The organism is Paenibacillus sp. DMB20, assembly GCF_000987955.1.
Classification (GTDB): Bacteria; Bacillota; Bacilli; order Paenibacillales; family Paenibacillaceae; genus Paenibacillus_AQ.
In genome coordinates this window covers 42,002-61,719 of record NZ_LAZU01000001.1, presented here as the reverse complement: position 1 = coordinate 61,719, position 19,718 = coordinate 42,002, and the positions used below count along the sequence as shown (strand labels likewise).

Genomic DNA, 19,718 nt, shown 5'->3' with positions numbered 1-19,718 from the left:
TTGAGCAAGGTATGGGATGATGTTCTTGCATCGCAAGCAGGCAATCGCGTAGGCCGTTCACCGGAAGCGATAGACGCCAGACTCAAGCGTTCGGGCATACCCAGCCGCATTTTATGTCCGTCGAACCCGCATGATGATCATTTCGCTGCCAGATACCGGGTGTCCGTGGCCGGCCTGGAAGCCGTTTCGGTAACGAAGCTGATGCGTGGGGGGAGCGGAATGGTCTGGGAAAAAGGAGGGGGGATTCCCGGTGAACTTGCTGACGGTTTTCGCAAACGTTTGGCCAAAGCGGCCGTGCGCACCTTGTATGCTCTCGGGACGGACAGGGGAGAGGTAAATATCACGGCAATGCCGGGACGCCGATATACGGTGGATCAAGTGGTGATAGGAAGGAAGGGGTCTTCCGGGAATCGATACGGGAAGGCCGTTTTTTTTGACTGCTGCCGGGCAGGGAATGAATGCACATCGCCCGGTTCCGGAGAAGGATGCCGGTTTTTTAATGGGGATGGACCCCGAGTTCGTGTTGGTAGGCCGTGAGGGCCGGGTCGTCGAGGCCTCTCGGTATTTGGATCGTAATGGGGCTGCAGGCTGTGATGCTGTTCGTTCAGGAGAGGAAGTGACTTATCCCCTTGCCGAGCTCCGCCCTGTTCCAAAACCGGATCCGGATGCTCTTCTGATCGAAATGCGGCGTACGCTTCGCGAGGCCGGACGGCTGATTACGGACCGTTCCCTGGCATGGATGGCCGGCGGTTCGCCGGTGAAGGGACTTCCCCTTGGGGGACATATCCATTTTAGCGGCGTGCCGCTGTCCCTCGATGTGTTGCAATGCCTGGACAATTATCTTGCCCTTCCCCTCGCGCTTTTGGAAGACCCGTCAGGCCGAGAGAGAAGGCCGCGGTACGGCTGTCTCGGCGATTTTCGGCGCCAGCCCTACGGAGGCTTCGAATACAGGACGCTGCCGAGCTTTCTCGTCTCCCCGCTGATCGCCAAGGCTTCGATTTACCTGGCTTTTCTGATTGTCCGGAACCATGACAAGCTGCCCGCGAGGCCGCTTGACGCAGAGCGCTACCATAAAGCTTATTACGAAGGGCAAACCGAGATATTAAGGGAATGCTCTGCGGATTTGCATCGCGATATCGGGAATCTGCCTGAGGCAGGCCCTTACGCCCGGGTCATCGACCGGGTATTCGGGTTGATTGCGGAGGGACGAACTTGGGATGAGAGACGCGATATCCGGCCGCTGTGGAATATTGCGTCCTTGCCGTGACCTTCTATTATTTTCTGTTATAATAGAGGTCAAGTTAGAACGGCATGGAGGTAGGTCATGGCTAAATATACGCCGATGATTGAACAATACTTGAACGTTAAGGAACAAGCGCGGGATGCGTTTCCTTTTTTTCCGTTTGGGGGATTTTTACGAAATGTTTTTTGAGGATGCCATACTGGCGTCCAAAGAGCTGGAAATTACGCTGACCGGCCGGGAAGGCGGCGGCGATGAAAAAAATCCCGATGTGCGGGGTGCCCTATCATTCCGCCGAAGGCTATATTCAAAGGCTGATCGAAAAAGGCTACAAGGTCGCGATTTGCGAGCAGATGGAAGACGCTTCCGCCACCAAAGGGATGGTTCGCCGCGAAATCGTCCGGGTCGTAACGCCGGGAACGATTATGGAAGGCAAGGCGGTCAGCGACAAATCGAATAACTACATGGTCTGTTTGACGACCCACGGAGGCTTGATGGCCCTGGCCGCTTGCGACTTGTCCACGGGCGAGCTTTACGTCACGTCGGTACCTGCGTCCGAAGAATGGCTGCGTGACGAAATCGGCATCTATGAACCTTCCGAAATGATCGGGGACAGCCGGCTATTGGAACTGGTTTCCTCCCAGGCGCTGCCGACAAGCCGCCCGGTCCTTTACACCGCATGGGAGCGCCGGGACGACAATTTGGTGCGTTCGCAGTTCGGGGGAGGCGGCCTGGGCTCGTCTGGACGAAGAGCGCCGGGCGTGCGTTTCCATGCTGATCGCTTATTTAAGCGAAACGCAAAAACGCTCGCTTGGGCAGCTTACGCAAATTTCTTCGTATGAGCCGGGACAGTTCATGGTACTGGATCCGTTCACGAGGCGGAATCTGGAGCTTGTGGAAACGGTGCGGGAACGTTCCAAGCGAGGTTCGCTGCTTTGGCTGTTGGACCGTACGGAAACGTCCATGGGAGCGCGGCTGCTTCGGCGTTGGATCGACAAGCCGCTGCTGCAGCGGAGCCGTATCGAGGACCGCCTTGAAGCGGTCGATCATTTGTATAACCAGTACATACTCCGTGAAGATTTACGCATGGCGCTCAAAGAGATTTACGACCTGGAACGGCTGGTCGGACGCATCGCGTTCGGAAGCGCGAACGGCCGCGACATGAATGCGCTCAAGCTGTCCCTGCGGCAGGTTCCGGCTTTGAAGCAGCTCTGCGGAGATTCGGGTTCCGCCACGCTTCGCAGCCTGGCGGAGGCCACCGATGTATGCGAGGATCTGTGCAGCCTCATCGAGGATGCCGTGGCCGACGATCCGCCCGTATCGGTACGGGACGGCGGAATCATCAAGCCCGGTTATCACGAACGTCTGGATGAGCTGAGAGAGGCGAGCACGAACGGTAAACGCTGGATTGCCGAACTGGAAGCCAGAGAGCGGGTTGCTACGGGAATCAAGTCGCTCAAAATCGGATACAACAAGGTGTTTGGCTACTATATCGAGGTGACCAAGTCCAATCTGTCATCCCTGCCGGAAGGACGGTATGAACGCAAACAGACCTTGGCGAACGCGGAGCGTTTCGTCACGCCGGAGCTGAAGGAGAAGGAAGGGCTGATCCTGGAGGCTCAGGAGAAAATGGTCGATCTCGAATACGCTTTGTTCACGGAGCTGAGGGAAAAGCTGAACGCCCAGATTGCGCGCCTGCAAAAGCTGGCGGAAAACATTGCCGAAATCGACGTATACCAGTCGCTGGCGGCCGTCAGCGCGGAACACCGGTTCGTTAAACCGGAGCTGAGCGACGGCTATGATCTCATGGTCGAAGGCGGGCGGCATCCGGTGGTCGAGGCGGTGATGAAGGATTCGGCTTTTATCGCCAACGGAACGGAATTGAAAAAAGAAGGTTCTTCGATTCTGCTCATTACCGGCCCGAACATGGCGGGCAAGAGTACCTATATGCGGCAGGTGGCTCTCTTGTCCATCATGGCTCAAATCGGGTGTTTTGTTCCTGCGGAACGTGCGGCATTGCCCCTCGTGGACCGTATCTTTACGCGTATCGGAGCGGCCGACGACCTGATCGGCGGCCAGAGCACCTTTATGGTGGAGATGGCGGACATTCAGGTCATGACGGAGAAAGCGACGCCGCGAAGCCTTATCATTATTGACGAACTGGGGCGTGGGACGTCTACCAGCGAGGGGATGGCGATAGCCCAAGCCGTGATAGAATACGTTCATGACCATATCGGCTGCAAGGCGCTCGTCTCTACCCACTTCCATGAGCTGGCACATCTCTCGGAGAGCTTGCCGGGATTGCGAAATTTTTCGATGGCCGTTCAGGAGAGCGGGGACAAGGTGCATTTTTTGAGAAAACTGATTCCGGGAGCGGCGGACAGCAGCTACGGAATATACTGCGCCCGCTTGGCCGGCTTGCCGGGCAGCATCATCGACAGGGCATACGGTTTGCTGCAGGGACTGGAGCAGGCTTCTCTTTCTGCCGTAGTGGGCAAGGGCGGCGTTCAAACCGCGGCAGCGGAGGAAGCCCGGAAGTTGCCCCATCCCGTATCCAAAGAAAGCCCTGCAGAATTTGCTTCGGGTTTGCCTGGTCACGGTGGGGGAGAGATCATAAACGACACGGTGCTTCAGGACGATGGCGGCGTGGTTCAGCTATCGATATTCGGTGAAGATGAAATGCGGCCCGGCAAAGGAACGGATGACGCCATGAAAACATCTGGGGTACGGGCGGGCGCTCCGGATCCCCGCATGAAAGAGATCATGGACGCCTTAAAATCGGTGGACGTCATGAATATGACGCCGCTCCAGGCAATGCAGCTGTTAAACGAACTGAAACAGAAGGCGAATCGCCTGTAGCATATGGGGGATCAGGGCAAAAGAAGAATCTTCGATCTGGCATAACGGAGGTAGGAAACATGGCCAAAATACACATATTGGACGAGCATATCGCCAACCAAATAGCAGCAGGCGAGGTGGTGGAGCGGCCTGCCTCCGTCGTCAAGGAACTGGTGGAGAACGCGATCGATGCAGGCAGTACCAAGATCGATGTGTTCGTCGAGGAAGGCGGGCTTCAAAGCATCCGGGTAACGGATAACGGCTCGGGCATCGATCCGGAGGATTGCGTGACGGCTTTTTACCGGCATGCGACAAGCAAAATCTCCCAGGGCCGCGATCTGTTCCAGATTACGAGCTTGGGTTTCAGGGGCGAGGCGCTTCCGTCCATCGCAGCGGTGTCGAAGGTCCGGTTAACGACCTCGAACAATCAGGAAGGCAAAGGCCGCTTGATGGAAATCGAGGGCGGGCAGCTTAAACGCAATGAAGACGCGGCAGCCCCGAAAGGGACGGAATTTGTCGTCAAGGAATTGTTTTACAACACTCCGGCAAGGCTGAAGTATATGAAGACGATTCAGACCGAGTTGGGCCACATTTCGGATTATATGTACCGGCTCGCTTTGTCCCGTCCGGATATAGCGTTCACGGTACGGCACAACGGCAATACGCTGCTGCAGACGATGGGCAACGGTGACCTGCTCCAGGTCATTGCCGCGATTTACGGAACCCAGACGGCCAAAGCCATGCTGCCGATTCGGGCGGAGGATATGGATTACAGCCTTTCGGGTTATGTAAGCCGGCCGGATTGGACCCGGGCGAACCGGAATGCGATGTCCTTCATCATTAACGGAAGGTATGTCCGGAACTACGGATTGTCGCAAGCGGTGCTGCGGGGTTATCATACCCTTCTGCCGATCAACCGCTTTCCGCTAGTCGTCCTGAAGCTGGACATGCATCCTTCGCTGGTGGACGTCAACGTGCATCCATCGAAGCTGGAGGTTCGTTTCAGCAAGGAGCCTGAGCTGTTTTCATTTGCCGAAGAGGCCGTGGGCAAAGTGCTTCGTCAGGAGGTGCTTATCCCCCCGACCCGTGAAGCAGAGTATCGGCAAGGAAGGGACGGCTTTCATTCAAGAGCAGTTCCATTTTCAAAAAGGACAACCGGGGGCCAGCGTGCCGGACCGATCCGCTTCCGAACGGAACCCCGGCGCCGGACCAGGACAAGCTCCGGATTTCGTTACGGGCCCTGCTTCACGGCAGATAAACAGCGGGGAGCAGCAGGCCACAGATAACGGCTACGGTTACGGTGTTTCGGAGCAGTCCCAGGCCGCCCGTCCGTTTCGCGAAAGCGGGACTTTCGGGAATGCCGCACCCCGTACTGCTTCTTCCGGCCAAACAAGGGAAACTTCGTCCTCGCCTTACCGGACGGAGACGCGGCCGCAACAGAGCATGCCGCCGGTCACGCGGGAGTGGCTGCAGGCCGCCGGCGGATCGGTACCGGATATTCCGCCTTTTCCGGAGCTGAACTACATCGGCCAGCACCACGGGACTTACCTGATCGCGCAAAACGACTCCGGTCTTTACTTGATCGACCAGCATGCCGCGCATGAGCGGATCAACTACGAATATTATTATGAGAAATTCGGAAAACCCGCGGACGCTTCGCAAGAGCTGCTCCTTCCCATTACGCTGGAGTTCACGCCTTCCGAGAGCGACAAAATGAAAGACCGTTTGCACTGGTTCGAACAGGCAGGGGTTTATCTGGAGCATTTCGGAGGGCAAACCTTCCTCGTAAGGTCGCATCCATTCTGGTTCCCGAAGGGGGACGAGAAGGAGATCATTGAAGAAATGGCGGAATGGGTACTGAACGAACGGAATATCGATCTCGCGAAGCTGCGCGAGAAATCATCCGTCCTTTGCTCCTGCAAGGCCTCGATCAAGGCGAATCAGAAGCTGACGGAGAAGGAAGCCGAGACGCTGATTCAGCGGTTGGCTGCCTGCAAGCAGCCTTATACGTGTCCTCATGGGCGTCCGATCGTCGTTTCCTTCTCGGCTTACGATCTTGAAAAAATGTTCAAACGCGTTATGTAAAACATCAAGGAGGAAATAGATGATTATCACGACAGGAGAGGCCGAGGCGCCCGAACTGGTTGAACGGGCCAAGGCATTGGCGGAAGAAACGGGCTGCAGATACGTGACCCGGGGAGGCCAATCGCTCAGAAGACTTGCATTGAAGACCGGGGATGAGGATATTCTGGTCGTTCTGCAAGGGCATGTCCGCCTTGGGGGGCCGGGCCGGGAAACGCTGGAGTTCCATCCCAGCATGGGTTACGTCCGTTTGAAACGGGTGCTCCGGGGAGAGCCGGACCTCATGCTCGAGGCTGCCGGCATGGAAGAGGGCGACTCCGTCATCGATTGCACGGCAGGCCTTGGGACGGATTCCCTCGTTTTCTCCGTAAAAGGCGGGGAGCGCGGCAAAGTAACGGCGCTGGAAAGCTCCTTTCCGCTCTATGTTCTTCTGAAAGAAGGTCTCCGGACCTATGAAAGCAACCTTTCCGCCAGCGACGAGGCCATGCGCAGGATCGATGTAAAGCATGGCCACCATCTCGATTATCTGCAAAAGCTTCCGGATAAAAGCGCGGACATCGTTTATTTTGACCCGATGTTTCGGGAGCCGGTTGCGGAATCCGCATCGATCAACCCGCTGCGCCATTATGCAAACGGGGAGGCGCTTGACGAGCAAAGCGTCCGCGAGGCCGTCAGGGTGGCACGCAAATCGGTGGTGCTGAAGGAAAAAAGAGGGAGCGGCGAATTTGCCCGGCTCGGCTTTAAGGTCCCGGAGCGGGGCCATTCGAAAATAACGTACGGAGTGATACGCATTGACTGAATCATCCAAACCTAATCTTTTGGTCCTGATCGGCCCGACCGCCGTAGGAAAAACCAAGATGAGCATCGAGCTTGCCAAAAACTTCAATGCGGAAATTATTTCCGGCGATTCCATGCAGGTATACCGAGGGATGGACATTGGAACGGCAAAAATTTCCCGGGAAGAAATGGAGGGCGTTCCGCATCATTTGATCGATATCCATGAACCGGACTATCCTTATTCGGTAGCCGAATTTCAGGAGCAGAGCGTAAGGCTTATTCAGGAAATTACGGATCGGGGACGTCTTCCATTCATTGTCGGAGGAACCGGGCTGTACGTCGAATCGGTCTGCTATGGCTTTCGCTTCAGCGATACCGGAGCGGACGAGGCTTTCAGACAGGAACAGTTCGCTTATGCGCAGTCGCACGGGCCCGAAGCGCTGCATCGGAAACTGGCATCCGTCGACCCGGAAAGCGCGGCGCGCCTTCATCAGAACGACCTGCGCAGAGTGGTTCGCGCCTTGGAAATATTTCACTTGACCGGAAGCCCGCTTTCGGCCCAGCTGGCCGCGCAAAAAAAGGAGTCTCCCTATCATTTGTGCCTGGTCGGTTTGACAATGGACCGCCAAATGCTATATAACCGTATTGAAGAGCGTGTTGACTCCATGATCCGTCAGGGACTCGTCGAAGAAGTTGCCGGACTGATGAACAAGGGCTATGCTCCGGGCTTGGTGTCGATGCAGGGTCTCGGCTACAAGGAGATCTTGGCGCATCTTCAAGGGGAATGCAGCTTGGAGGAGGCTGTCGAACTGCTGAAACGGGATACCCGCCGGTTTGCCAAACGTCAGCTTTCCTGGTTCCGTCATATGCAGGATATCGAATGGGTTGACGTCACCGACTCTGAAAATTTTTTCTGCTAACTATGAAAAGATCCGTGCTATAATAGCAGGAAAGTTTCTCTCGAACATTGAATATACATCAAAACAATCTAATTGAACCATTGGGGGTACGGCTAATGAACAAGTCCATTAACATCCAAGATACGTTCTTGAACCAACTGCGTAAAGAGAACATCCCGGCCACGGTATACCTGACGAACGGCTTTCAGATCCGTGGGACGATCAAAGCTTTTGACAACTTTACCATTGTGATCGACAGTGACGGACGCCAGCAAATGGTATACAAGCATGCCATCTCCACGTTCATGCCGCAGCGCAATGTTTCCCTGATGCAGGATAGCAGCAGCGAATAAGGGCATTTTTTTCCAGATTCGATTTTTCTGAAACTTTTTTTTTGTAAATTTCGTTTAGTGGTATAGGAGAGCGGAAGAGCAACCTGAAAAGGTTGTTCTTTTCTTTCCGGGGTAATGACAGACAGATCCGAAAGGGAGTCAGGAGGGGTACGTACCATGGCTGGCAAAGACCAGAACCAGATATCGAGGGTTAATAAAAACAAAGAAGCCCCAAAGACAACGCAGAAGACGCCAAAATCATCGAAAAAGAAAAAAAGGCAAAGGCAAGCGAATCGGCTGGGCCTTGTTCTTCACCGTGGTCCTTGCGATTTTTTGTGCCTTGGCAGGTTATTTGTTCATCATGGTCAGCGGGGAAAAACTGCTGGAGGCGAACAAGGACAAGCTTACGGCGTACGGGACATCCAAAGTGTATGACCGAAACGGCAACTTGATGGGCGAGCTGTCGATCCAAAAAAGCGATCCCGTCAAGATCGACGATGTGCCCGATTTGCTGAAGGCCGCGTTCATTGCGACGGAAGACAGGCGTTTTAATGAACATAACGGCGTGGACATCTGGTCCATCGGCCGGGCGGCGGTCAAGGATATCATGGCGCGTTCCATGGTGGAGGGCGGCAGCACGATTACCCAGCAGCTTGCAAAGAATATTTTCTTGACGCGGGACAAAACGTTTTTCCGGAAGGCGACCGAGGTATCGATCGCATTGGCGCTGGAGCGTAATCACACTAAAGACGAAATATTGGAAATGTATCTGAACCGGATCAACTTCGGCGGTCCTTATTACGGAATCAAAGCCGCATCCCAGCGTTATTTCGGGAAAAGCAACTTGAACGATCTAAAACTATGGGAAATGGCGACACTGGCGGCAATGCCGAAGGGGCCGTCCAAATACAATCCGCTCAAGAATCCCGAGCTCAGCAAGGAACGCAGAGCCGTCGTACTGAATCTGATGCGCGATCAGGGATACATTTCGGCTCAAGAGGCGGAGAAAGCGAAGAAGGTCGACTATAAATATAAACCGCCGGCTACGCAGCAGAAATACACCGCTTTTATCGATTACGTCATGGACGAAGCCGAGCAAAAATGGGGACTTACCGCAGACGACCTGAACATCGGCGGTTACCAGATTTACACGACGATGGACGCGAATGCGCAACAGGCCATGGAAGCGGAGTTCAATAATCCCGCCAACTTTGAAAAAGGCGCGGACGATGCCATCATTCAAGGCTCGATGGTTATCATTAACCAGCATACCGGCGGGATCGTCGCTTTGATGGGCGGACGCGAATATGAACGCGGCGGATTTAACCGCGCGATCGACAGCCGGCGTCAGCCGGGCTCAGCCCTGAAGCCGATCGCGGTATATGCTCCGGCTTTGGAAACCGGCAATTATACGAAGAATTCCAGATTGAGCAACCGGAAGCAATGCTTCGGCAACTACTGTCCGAACAACCTTCACGGATACTCCGAGACGGTCAGCATGCAGGAAGCGATTCAGCGATCCGAAAACATTCCAGCAGTATGGCTGCTGAATCAGATCGGCGTGAAGACCGGATACAATTTCGTGCAAAATATCGGAATTAAAGCAACAGAGGACGATAAAAACCTGTCTCTTGCTCTGGGGGGGAATGAGCAGGGGGACCAATACGTTTGAAGTGGCCCGAGCTTTCAGCGCTTTCGCCAACGCGGGCCAGATGAATGAAGCTTTTGCGATCAAGCAGATTAAAGACAGCAAGGGTAAAGTGATTCATGAGAATAAAGGCGGGAACGGCGAGCGGGTCATGAGCGAGCAAACCGCTTCCCAAATGACGGACATGATGAAGCTGGTCGTTCAGGACGGAACGGGACGCAATGCCAGAATCAGCCGTCCGGTAGCCGGCAAGACGGGGACGACGCAAAGCGGTTATAAAGGCGTCGGCGGCGTGCGGGACGTTTGGTTCGCCGGATATACGCCTGAGCTGACGGCAGCCGTCTGGCTTGGATACGATGACCCTGGACGAAACCACCTCATGCGGCAGAGCAGTCCGATGGCTGCGGCTTTATGGGGCAAGGTTATGGAAAAGGCGGTGCAGGGTTACGAAGCCCAAAGCTTCCCTACAACCGAAGCGCCTGCGCCGCCGCCCGTAGAAGAGCCGAAGCTTGCGGCGGTCAGAAATCTGACCGGCTCTTACGATGCACAGACGCAGACCGTGAACCTGAGCTGGAGCGCGGTCGACGGAAGCGGAATTATATACCGGGTATATCGAAAAGAATCTTCTGAGGCCGAATATACTCGGATCCTCGATATGCTTAACGCTACTTCCGCGGATGATCTGGGCGCCCTGGAGGGTCTGACCTACAGCTACTATATAACGGCTTATGATCCTGCCAAGGATCTTGAAAGCGAGCCGTCCAATGTGCTTCAAGTTGTCACGGCAGGGCAGGCCCCGCCGGATGAAGTTGAAGAAGTGCCTGACGACAATGTCGTCCCGCCGGATGAAGGCGAACAAGGCGGCAGTACCGATCCGGGGCAGGAGAATGGCCAAGGAAACGGTCAGGACAATGGTCAGGGTAACGGCCAAGGCCAAGGGCAAGGCCAAGGGCAAGGCCAAGGGCAAGGTAACGGTCAAGGAAACGGTCAAGGAAACGGTCAAGGGCAAGGTAACGGCCAAAGCGGTCAAGAACAAGGAAACGGCCAGGAGAATGGCCAAGGCAGCGGTCAAGGAACCGATAACGGCCAGGGGGCCGGAAGTATCGACAACGGTTCCGGAACCGGTGATCAGGGAACCGGAGGCGGCGATACGGGCGGAACCGGCGAAGTTCATACCGTTCCCGGAACGGCAACCCCGGGAGACGGAGGAATCACTGATCCCGGCGTTCCGCCGGAAGACGCAGTCGAATAAACGGATATTCCGCTGAAACCTAGAGCAGGAAGCCTTCATTTCCACTTTTGACTAGTGGTTTTGGAGGCTTCTTCTTTTGGTTTTGACATAAGCTTTTTGAGTGTGAAACTCAAATGTGGTAAGCTGAGTTTACGATATGGGGAGGAAAAGTTCCATGAAACGTAAATTCGGAGACCGGGCGAATTGGCGCCGCATTACCAGACGGCACTTCACTTCCCGCTATGTGGAAGGCGAGCAGTTCACGGGATATCTCACCTTATATACGATTTACGGCCTGAAAGAGCCTTTATGGAAAACTTACGGGCAGCATACATACCGCATTGCGGATAAGGGATATTCCTGGCTGCAGTATTACCCGAAAGACAGTCACTTTATCGTGACGGCCATGTTCGACGACAAACGCCGCATCGTGCAGTGGTATATCGACATCTGCAAGAAGCAGGGCGTCACCGATCAGGGCGTGCCTTGGTTTGACGATTTGTATCTGGACGTGGTGGTAAATAAGGATGGAGAAGTATTTTTGCTGGACGAGGATGAGCTTGAAGATGCGCTGCGCCGCAGCGATATCACGCGGGACGATTATCGGCAGGCGAAGGTAACGGCCAGGGAGGTCCTCCGGGCTATCGATGCGCATGAGTTTCCGTATTTTATGATGTCGCTTGAACATCGGGATCGTTTGTTCCATAACGGAGAATTCAGGAGGAAAAAATGATGCACCGCAATCATCGGGCGGGGGTTATCCAGCCGATATCAAGGAAACGCTCCAGCCGAACCAGAAAATGCTTGTACGGATTGCTTATTCTGTTTTTGCTCGGGCTTTTATGGTCGGTTTATGTCTGGGTTCAAATCAACAAGGCCGAGAGCACGCTGCAGGGGAAAGCCGACGTCGGCATCATTCTCGGAGCATCGATGTGGGGGGATCAGCCAAGCCCTGGCCTTAAAGAGAGGCTGGAGCACGGACTCAAGCTGTACCAGGAAGGTTACTATCCCGTCCTTATCGTCAGCGGAGGATTGGATAAACCCGGATACAAGTACACCGAAGCGGAAGGAATGCGAAACTATCTGGTATCCAAGGGCGTGCCCGAAGAAGATATCATTTTGGAAAACGAGGCGACCAGCACCTATGAAAACTTGTTGTACAGCCAGCGGATTATGAAAGAGAATGACTGGAAGCGCGCGGTTATCGTAACCCATGACTACCATGGGACCCGTTCGATGGAGATCGCCGGAACGCTGGGCTATGACCAGCCTTCCCTTTCCATAACGACATCTACCGTGCTTCCTATGTTTAAGCACAAGAGCCGCGAGGTTTTGGCTTATACGAAATGGACTGCGGACCGCTTGTTGATCGCATTGGGATGGAAGTAACCGAAAACTTCTAATAACCTGTATCCAAAGAGAATACATTGAAATAGATAGTCAGCCCTTTGGATAAGAGGTGAGGAGCTATGAACGGGCGCGTAACAACCGCCGGAAACCGGCCGGACGGCCGGCCCTCCAGACAGATCAACGTTGTGCTCCGCAGTGCCGAACCCCCGCTGATCAGCAGCGCGGCGCCCGAGCGCGAGCCGGCCCCATCGCCGAATTCCGTGCCGCAGCACGGTCTTTTTCAGGAAATTCAGAAGGAACTCGACCAACTGGTAGGTTTGGAGCAAATTAAAGACCTGGTCTATGAAATCTATGCGCTGCTGCAAATTGCCCGCATGCGTTCCGAGGCCGGGCTGCTGAGCGGCGGCCATGTGTTCCATATGATTTTCAAAGGAAATCCGGGTACGGGGAAAACAACGGTGGCCCGCATCGTCGCCAAGCTGTTTCAAAAAATGGGCGTTCTCAGCAAAGGCCATCTGGTGGAGGTGGAGAGAGCCGACCTGGTCGGCGAATATATCGGCCACACCGCACAGAAAACGAGGGATCTTGTCAAAAAGGCGCTGGGGGGCATTTTGTTCATTGACGAAGCATACAGCCTTGCAAGAGGCGGGGAGAAGGATTTCGGCAAGGAAGCCATCGATACGCTGGTTAAAGCCATGGAGGACCATAAAAATCAATTCATTCTCATTTTGGCGGGTTATTCGGATGAAATTGATTTCTTTATGTTAAGCAATCCGGGATTGCATTCCAGGTTTCCGATTCAGATGGACTTTCCGGACTACAACCTGGACCAGTTGATTCAAATATCCGAGCTGATGGCCAAGGAGAGGGATTATATCCTGATGCCTCAGTCCATGATGAAGCTGAGAGAACACTTGCATGTGGAAAAAGAGAATTACCGGCATGCCTTCAGCAATGCCCGCTATGTACGCAACGTCATTGAAAAAGGAATCCGCAATCAGGCGGTAAGGCTGTTGAATCATTATGTGGCTGGGAATCCGGGAAAACTGGAGTTAATGACCCTGCGACCCGAGGATTTCAAACTGACCGCCAAATCATAACCGAGAATGAGCGATAGAAGGAGCAGAGGCTATGGCAAATAACACGCACGAGACAACGACCGAAATGCAGGATAGAGCGGTTCTCGTCAGCCTGGTTACCGATCAGGTCAAAAGATCCGGCATCAATACCGAACATTCGCTGCAAGAGCTGGTACAGCTGGCTGAAACGGCCGGAGTAGAGGTGTTGGATGTAATCACCCAAAATCGAGAAACTCCCGACACCAAGTGGTTTATCGGAAAAGGAAAAGTCGAGGAGCTTCGCATGGCGATCGACGGGCTGGGCGCCAATACCGCCATTTTCGATCAGGAGCTTTCCGGAGCCCAAGTTCGGAATTTGGAAGAAACGCTTGACGTGAAAATTATCGACAGGACGCAGCTGATCCTTGATATTTTTGCCCAGCGCGCGAAAACGCGCGAAGGGATCATTCAGGTCGAGCTTGCGCAGCACAGCTACCTGCTTCCCCGCCTTTCGGGACACGGCAAGAATTTGTCCCGGCTTGGCGGCGGAATCGGTACGCGGGGGCCGGGCGAAAGCAAGCTGGAGACGGACCGCCGGCATATCCGTGAACGGATCAGCGACCTGAAACGCCAGCTGGACGAAGTGACGAAACACCGGAAGCTTCACCGGGAGCGGAGGAAAAAGACCGGGGCCGTTCAGGTGGCTTTGGTCGGTTATACGAATGCGGGCAAGTCCACGCTGCTGAACCGTTTAACCGCGGCGGATGTATATATCGAGAATCAGTTGTTTGCCACATTGGATCCGCCTCGAGAATTATGGAGCTTCCCAGCGGTAAAGAGATCGTGCTGACGGATACCGTAGGTTTCATTCAGAATCTGCCGCATGACCTTGTGGCGGCTTTCCGCGCGACGCTGGAAGAAGCGAATGAAGCGGACCTGATTCTTCATGTCGTGGACGCCTCTTCCACGATGAGGGAGGAGCAGATGGCTGTCGTGCAGTCGATCCTGGAGGATTTAGGCGCAGCGGATAAGCCGCAATTGGTATTGTTTAATAAAATAGACGCTTGTCAGCCGGATCAGCTGGAAATGCTGCCTTCAGGCGAAGGTTATTTGAAAATCAGCGCCTTCAATGATCAGGACCTGGAGGAGGTTCGCCAGGCGATTCAAGATAATTTATCCGGAGGCACTCTGAAATTCCGTATTCCGGGCGACCGTGGGGATGTGATCTCCGTGCTGTACCGGGTCGGGGACGTGCTTGAGCAGTCCTTCGAGGATAACGACATTATTTTTGAGGTCCGCATCAATCGCGCCGATTATGATAAAATGGGATATCAGCTGCAGGACTATCTGATTCAATAAGTTGATCTAACGGCTGGCGAAGTTCGCCAGCCGCTTCCTGTGTTAAGAACGGATTCGTGTTTTGGAAAGTATATTGAATTGCTCAAAGCAAGAGGAGAGAAGGACGTTATGGCAAGATTTTCGCAACAAATCGAAGAAATAAGCCGTCAGGTTGAGGACAAAATCGCATCCCGCCTGCGGGAGATGGACCGCATTATCGACCATAATCAGTGGAAGGTCATCGAGGCGTTCCAACGCAGTAAAGTGAGTGATTATCATTTTGCCGGATCGACCGGATATGCATACAACGACCGTGGAAGGGAAGTGCTTGACGAGGTGTATGCCGATATATTCGGAGCCGAATCTGCACTGGTCCGCCCGCATTTTGCTTCAGGCACGCATACGATTTCCACGGCGCTGTTCGGCGTACTGCGGCCGGGCGACGACTTGTTATACATAACCGGGCGCCCATACGATACGCTTCATAAAGTGATTGGCGAGCCAGGGGACGGGACAGGCTCTTTGAGGGATTTCGGGATCGGTTATTCGGAAGTTAGCCTGCTTGAGAACGGTCAAGTGGACTGGGAAAGCGTAGCGTCGGCCATGACGCCGTCCACGAAAGTCATCGGCATTCAGCGTTCCCGGGGCTATGATTGGAGATCCTCATTCACGGTGGCCGAGATCGGAGAAATGGTGGACAAGGCGAAAGCCATGAATCCGAATGTCATCGTATTTGTCGATAACTGTTACGGGGAATTTACCGAAGAGCTGGAGCCGACCCAGGTAGGAGTGGATCTGATGGCTGGATCCTTGATTAAAAATCCCGGTGGCGGCTTGGCGGAAACCGGAGGTTATATTTGCGGGAAGGAAAAGTATGTCGACCAGGCGGCGTACCGCCTGACGGCGCCGGGAATCGGCCGGGAGGTCGGAGCTATGCTCGGCACGACCCGGGGGATATATCAGGGGCTGTTTCTTGCGCCAAACGCCGTTGGACAGGCTGTGAAAGGAAGCATTTATGCGGCTGCGGTTTTTGAAGAGGTCGGGTTTGTAACCAAACCGGCATGGCATGAAAAGCGGACGGATTTAATTCAAGCGGTGTCCTTCTCCGGACCTGAGCATTTGATCGCTTTCGTCCAGGGCATTCAGCGGGCGGCCGCCGTGGACAGCCATGTCGTTCCCGAGCCGTGGGACATGCCGGGCTATGAGCATCCGGTGATTATGGCAGCCGGAACCTTCATTCAAGGGGGGAGCCTTGAACGTGTCCGCGGATGCGCCGATCCGGGCGCCGTATATCGGATATATGCAGGGCGGTCTTACTTACTCTCATGTGAAGTTTGGAGTATTAATGGCACTGCAGACCATGATGGATCGAAATTTATTGTAAGATTATCTAACATGTGATTGACATAGCGTAGTAGGAAATATACAATGGAACAGAAAAGATCACTTGGAAGGTTGATGAGTTATGGGTGATGAAATCCGGAGAAATATGGCTTTATTTCCGATTGGGATTGTCATGAAGCTCACAGATTTATCAGCAAGACAAATACGATACTACGAGCAGCACAGTTTGATTGTTCCCGCTCGTACGTCGGGCAACCAGCGATTATTTTCCTTTAATGACGTGGAACGGCTGTTGGAAATCAAGGCTTTGATCGAGAAGGGCGTCAATATCGCCGGGATTAAACAGGTGATGAATCCGGTTTTGAAGGAATCGGAAGAAGCCACGGTGATTACGCCGGACACGGAAAGCAAACGCAAGGAAATGTCGGAATCCCAGCTTCGCCGCTTGTTGAAGCAGGAATTGATTACGGCTAGAAGACCGGGTCAAGTGTCTTTGATCCAAGGAGAGTTGTCCCGGTTTTTTAATAAATAAACAGATCTTTATAAGGGAGAGGATAGAGTGAGTTATTCGAAAGAGGATATTCTTCGTATTGCCAAGGAAGAGAATGTGCGTTTTATCCGCTTGCAGTTCACCGATTTGCTGGGCACGATCAAAAACGTGGAAATTCCGGTAAGTCAGCTGCCGAAAGCGTTAAATAACAAAATGATGTTTGACGGCTCCTCGATCGAAGGATATGTTCGGATTGAAGAGTCGGATATGTACCTTTATCCGGACCTGGATACCTGGGTCATCTTCCCTTGGGTTTCCCAAGACCGCGTAGCTCGTCTGATCTGTGACGTTTATTTGCCGGACGGCACTCCGTTTCCCGGGGACCCCCGCGGCATCTTGAAGAGATGTTTGAAGGAAGCCGAAGAAATGGGTTATACATCCATGAATGTCGGTCCGGAGCCGGAATTTTTCCTTTTCAAAACCGATGAAAAAGGCAATCCGACGATGGAACTGAACGATCAAGGCGGATATTTTGACCTTGCTCCTACGGATCTTGGCGAGAACTGCCGTCGCGATATCGTGCTTACGCTTGAGGAAATGGGCTTTGAAATCGAAGCTTCCCACCATGAAGTGGCGCCGGGCCAGCATGAAATCGACTTTAAATATGCCGATGCCGTTAAAGCCGCGGACCAGATTCAGACGTTTAAACTCGTGGTTAAAACCATTGCCAGACAGCACGGCTTGATTGCCACGTTTATGCCGAAGCCGTTGTTCGGGGTGAACGGTTCGGGGATGCACTGCAACCAATCCCTCTTTAACGGCAACGAGAACGTGTTCGTGGACGAAAGCGACGAGCTAGGTTTGAGTCCTACGGCGCGTCATTTTATGGCAGGCATTTTGAAGCACGCACGTGCTTTTGCAGCGATTACGAACCCGACGGTGAACTCGTACAAACGTCTGGTGCCCGGCTATGAAGCTCCGTGTTACGTAGCATGGTCAGCGAGCAACCGCAGCCCGATGATTCGTATTCCGGCTTCCCGCGGACTCAGCACGCGCGTTGAAGTTCGCAACCCGGATCCTGCCGCGAACCCTTACCTGGCGCTCGCCGTCATGCTTAAAGCCGGTTTGGACGGCATCAAGCGCAAGCTTCCGCTTCCTGCTCCAATCGACCGGAACATCTATGTCATGTCGGAGGAAGAGCGGATCGAGGAAGGCATCCCAAGCTTGCCTGCGAGCCTGAAGGAAGCCGTCAACGAGCTGATTCGCAACGAAGTGATCTGCGAAGCCCTCGGTGATCATGCCCTGACCCACTTCTATGAACTGAAAGAAATCGAGTGGGATATGTATAGAACGCAGGTTCATCAATGGGAACGCGATCAATATATAACTCTGTATTAATTCTATAATCCCTAGAGCCGCAAGGCTTCTGGGGATTTTTGCTTTGTGGGAAGAGCGATGCGATTGGCAAATCGCAATTACTTACTGAACTTCGATTCGCGAAGGAAACAGAATAAACAAACAAAATCTGTGCGGGATGATTGCCGCGCAGATTTTTTCTTCTTAATTTTCTTCCCATAAACATTAATATAGAAAACAGCCTCGTATCAATCGAGACTGTTTCGTTGGAAGTTGTTTTAGAGCCTTCGCCCCGAATCCTCCCATTGTCATGGATTATGGCTATAAAGGTTAAGTGAGCGGAAGAGACTACCTCATAGGAATAAAAAAAGAGTCTGCCGTGTCTAGTGAACGGCAGACTCTTTGTCGCGGTGGGCCTATAAAGCTGATCTCTTAATGGATGTCCCGGAAAATGCCGACGACCTTTCCCAGGATGGTCACATGGTTCAACCGAAGCGGTTTGTAGGAAGGATTCTCGGGCTGAAGGCGAATATGGTCCTTCTCTTTATAGAACGTTTTTACCGTTGCTTCGTCTTCTTCCGTCATCGCTACGACAATATCGCCGTTATTGGCCGTCTGCTGCTGCCGTACAATAACATAGTCGCCATTAAAAATACCGGCTTCCACCATACTGTCGCCCATAACGGAAAGCATGAACACCTTGTCGTCTCCCACAAAATGTTGAGGCAGCGGGAAATAATCCTCGATGTTCTCCGTTGCCGTAATCGGCACACCCGCGGTAACCTTGCCGACGACCGGAACTCTGGAGATCGTATGCGTAAACAGATTGCTGCTCTCCGATTCCTCTTGTCCAAGCAGCTCAATTGCCCTTGGTTTCGTAGGGTCTCGCCGGATAAGGCCTTTCTTCTCTAACCGGTCCAAATGACCGTGTACCGTGGAACTGGATGCCAGTCCGACAGCCTCTCCGATTTCACGAACGGAAGGCGGATAACCCTTGCTTCGGACTTCATTGCGGATAAATTCCAATATGGCCAGCTGGCGGCTGGATATCTTCGACATTCCGTATCAACCCCATTTTAGTAACGTTTGGGAAAATTATAACATAGAACTTTCGTTCGTACAAACATAAGTTCTAAAGTTCAAAAAAAAATAGAACAATTGTTCGCAAAAAACTATTGAATCAAACAAATGTTCGTGTTATATTGATTTCATAACAGAACACTTGTTTGGGAGATGATGATCCATGTTGAGATACAGTACATACCGCAGTATTTATGACAAACCGGTTCAGGAAGAGGTAAGCAGCGATAAGTCGCTCCTTGATGTCATTTGTGATTTTGCCAAGAGTCGTGCAGGCAAAACGTTGGTGATACTGATGATTTTCATAATGGGCTGGACAGGTGCCTTCTCTGTAGTTGCAGGCGGGATGGATAAACCGAAAGGCGAGAAACATGTCATCGTGCAGCCGGGCGATACCTTATGGAGCATCGCTTCGTCTCATAAACCTCAGGAAATGGATACCCGCGATTATGTCAGTTCAATTTCGGAAAATAACGGATTAAGAGGGCCTGAAATTCAGGCAGGAGATGTATTGGCATTGCCATTATGGTGAGTTTATTGGCGATATGATGCATTTGCCAGTACTCTATCTTTTGAAATACAGTGCAGTTGCAGTTTGCCTCATTCATTTTATTCGGAATTTTTTTAGTGTTAATGATATAATGTCATAGACGGT

Annotated in this window: 15 protein-coding genes and 5 pseudogenes; 19 read left to right on the top strand and 1 reads right to left on the bottom strand. The window is 53.0% G+C overall.

Annotation, left to right across the window (positions count from 1 at the left end):
* The 18 genes and pseudogenes from XI25_RS00285 to glnA all read left to right on the top strand — a co-directional run bounded on the left by XI25_RS00285 (position 1) and on the right by glnA (position 18,025).
* On the top strand, positions 1-537 hold the full coding sequence (locus tag XI25_RS00285; protein ID WP_046676839.1) for a hypothetical protein: 537 nt from the start codon (positions 1-3) through the stop codon (positions 535-537).
* Entirely contained in the window at positions 455-1,267 is an 813-nt protein-coding gene (locus XI25_RS00280) for a putative amidoligase domain-containing protein (RefSeq protein WP_082112154.1), read from the top strand. Before XI25_RS00285 ends, XI25_RS00280 begins: the two co-directional genes overlap by 83 nt.
* A gap of 115 nt (positions 1,268-1,382) precedes the next feature.
* Positions 1,383-1,439: pseudogene (locus XI25_RS36640) on the top strand (hypothetical protein); the annotation flags it as partial.
* Between the two features lie 55 nt (positions 1,440-1,494).
* A complete protein-coding gene (locus XI25_RS36635) occupies positions 1,495-2,082 on the top strand; it encodes a hypothetical protein (RefSeq protein ID WP_442950340.1) in 588 nt (195 codons plus the stop codon).
* A complete protein-coding gene (gene mutS, locus XI25_RS00275; protein ID WP_442950339.1) occupies positions 2,012-4,099 on the top strand; it encodes a DNA mismatch repair protein MutS in 2,088 nt (695 codons plus the stop codon). The genes XI25_RS36635 and mutS overlap by 71 nt, the downstream gene beginning before the upstream one ends.
* Positions 4,100-4,158: 59 nt before the next feature.
* A pseudogene (gene mutL / locus XI25_RS00270) lies at positions 4,159-6,163 on the top strand (DNA mismatch repair endonuclease MutL).
* A gap of 19 nt (positions 6,164-6,182) precedes the next feature.
* Complete coding sequence (locus XI25_RS00265) at positions 6,183-6,959, top strand: class I SAM-dependent methyltransferase (RefSeq protein ID WP_046676838.1); 777 nt, start codon at positions 6,183-6,185, stop codon at positions 6,957-6,959.
* Positions 6,952-7,933, top strand: a pseudogene (miaA, locus tag XI25_RS00260) (tRNA (adenosine(37)-N6)-dimethylallyltransferase MiaA). The gene XI25_RS00265 and the pseudogene miaA overlap by 8 nt, the downstream one beginning before the upstream one ends.
* Before the next feature lie 19 nt (positions 7,934-7,952).
* On the top strand, positions 7,953-8,189 hold the full coding sequence (gene hfq / locus XI25_RS00255) for an RNA chaperone Hfq (RefSeq protein ID WP_046676837.1): 237 nt from the start codon (positions 7,953-7,955) through the stop codon (positions 8,187-8,189).
* Positions 8,190-8,508: 319 nt separating this feature from the next.
* The gene (locus XI25_RS35640) at positions 8,509-9,840 is read left to right on the top strand and encodes a transglycosylase domain-containing protein (protein ID WP_268794440.1); all 1,332 of its coding nucleotides are present in this window, start codon (positions 8,509-8,511) and stop codon (positions 9,838-9,840) included.
* Positions 9,815-11,068 (top strand): penicillin-binding transpeptidase domain-containing protein, encoded by a 1,254-nt coding sequence (locus tag XI25_RS35635; RefSeq protein ID WP_268794439.1) that lies wholly within the window; start codon positions 9,815-9,817, stop codon positions 11,066-11,068. The genes XI25_RS35640 and XI25_RS35635 overlap by 26 nt, the downstream gene beginning before the upstream one ends.
* Positions 11,069-11,222: 154 nt before the next feature.
* A complete protein-coding gene (locus XI25_RS00245; RefSeq protein WP_046676836.1) occupies positions 11,223-11,780 on the top strand; it encodes a DUF402 domain-containing protein in 558 nt (185 codons plus the stop codon).
* The gene (locus XI25_RS00240) at positions 11,780-12,436 is read left to right on the top strand and encodes a YdcF family protein (RefSeq protein WP_046676835.1); all 657 of its coding nucleotides are present in this window, start codon (positions 11,780-11,782) and stop codon (positions 12,434-12,436) included. Before XI25_RS00245 ends, XI25_RS00240 begins: the two co-directional genes overlap by 1 nt.
* An 80-nt stretch (positions 12,437-12,516) precedes the next feature.
* Positions 12,517-13,497 (top strand): AAA family ATPase, encoded by a 981-nt coding sequence (locus tag XI25_RS00235; protein ID WP_046676834.1) that lies wholly within the window; start codon positions 12,517-12,519, stop codon positions 13,495-13,497.
* A 31-nt stretch (positions 13,498-13,528) separates the two neighbouring features.
* Positions 13,529-14,814, top strand: a pseudogene (gene hflX, locus XI25_RS00230) (GTPase HflX).
* Between the two features lie 108 nt (positions 14,815-14,922).
* A pseudogene (locus XI25_RS00225) lies at positions 14,923-16,177 on the top strand (methionine gamma-lyase family protein).
* Between the two features lie 81 nt (positions 16,178-16,258).
* The gene (locus XI25_RS00220; protein ID WP_046676833.1) at positions 16,259-16,669 is read left to right on the top strand and encodes a MerR family transcriptional regulator; all 411 of its coding nucleotides are present in this window, start codon (positions 16,259-16,261) and stop codon (positions 16,667-16,669) included.
* 27 nt (positions 16,670-16,696) lie between these two features.
* Positions 16,697-18,025, top strand: coding sequence for a type I glutamate--ammonia ligase (gene glnA / locus XI25_RS00215; RefSeq protein WP_046676832.1), 1,329 nt, complete (start codon positions 16,697-16,699; stop codon positions 18,023-18,025).
* Positions 18,026-18,415: 390 nt separating this feature from the next.
* On the opposite strand, the gene lexA is transcribed toward glnA, so the two are convergent.
* A complete protein-coding gene (gene lexA, locus XI25_RS00210) occupies positions 18,416-19,042 on the bottom strand; it encodes a transcriptional repressor LexA (protein WP_046676831.1) in 627 nt (208 codons plus the stop codon).
* A 184-nt stretch (positions 19,043-19,226) separates the two neighbouring features.
* Here lexA and XI25_RS00205 point away from each other — a divergent pair, with 184 nt between their 5' ends.
* Positions 19,227-19,595: a LysM peptidoglycan-binding domain-containing protein gene (locus XI25_RS00205; protein ID WP_046676830.1), complete on the top strand. Its 369-nt coding sequence runs from the start codon at positions 19,227-19,229 to the stop codon at positions 19,593-19,595.
* Positions 19,596-19,718 lie beyond the last annotated feature (123 nt).

Coding starts and splice junctions, on each gene's coding strand:
- XI25_RS00280 (WP_082112154.1), top strand. CDS start 455: ATGAATGCACATCGCCCGGTTCCGGAGAAGGATGCCGGTTTTTTAATG.
- XI25_RS36635 (WP_442950340.1), top strand. CDS start 1,495: ATGAAAAAAATCCCGATGTGCGGGGTGCCCTATCATTCCGCCGAAGGC.
- mutS (WP_442950339.1), top strand. CDS start 2,012: ATGCTGATCGCTTATTTAAGCGAAACGCAAAAACGCTCGCTTGGGCAG.
- XI25_RS00265 (WP_046676838.1), top strand. CDS start 6,183: ATGATTATCACGACAGGAGAGGCCGAGGCGCCCGAACTGGTTGAACGG.
- hfq (WP_046676837.1), top strand. CDS start 7,953: ATGAACAAGTCCATTAACATCCAAGATACGTTCTTGAACCAACTGCGT.
- XI25_RS35635 (WP_268794439.1), top strand. CDS start 9,815: ATGAGCAGGGGGACCAATACGTTTGAAGTGGCCCGAGCTTTCAGCGCT.
- XI25_RS00245 (WP_046676836.1), top strand. CDS start 11,223: ATGAAACGTAAATTCGGAGACCGGGCGAATTGGCGCCGCATTACCAGA.
- XI25_RS00240 (WP_046676835.1), top strand. CDS start 11,780: ATGCACCGCAATCATCGGGCGGGGGTTATCCAGCCGATATCAAGGAAA.
- XI25_RS00235 (WP_046676834.1), top strand. CDS start 12,517: ATGAACGGGCGCGTAACAACCGCCGGAAACCGGCCGGACGGCCGGCCC.
- XI25_RS00220 (WP_046676833.1), top strand. CDS start 16,259: ATGGGTGATGAAATCCGGAGAAATATGGCTTTATTTCCGATTGGGATT.
- lexA (WP_046676831.1), bottom strand. CDS start 19,042: ATGTCGAAGATATCCAGCCGCCAGCTGGCCATATTGGAATTTATCCGC.
- XI25_RS00205 (WP_046676830.1), top strand. CDS start 19,227: ATGTTGAGATACAGTACATACCGCAGTATTTATGACAAACCGGTTCAG.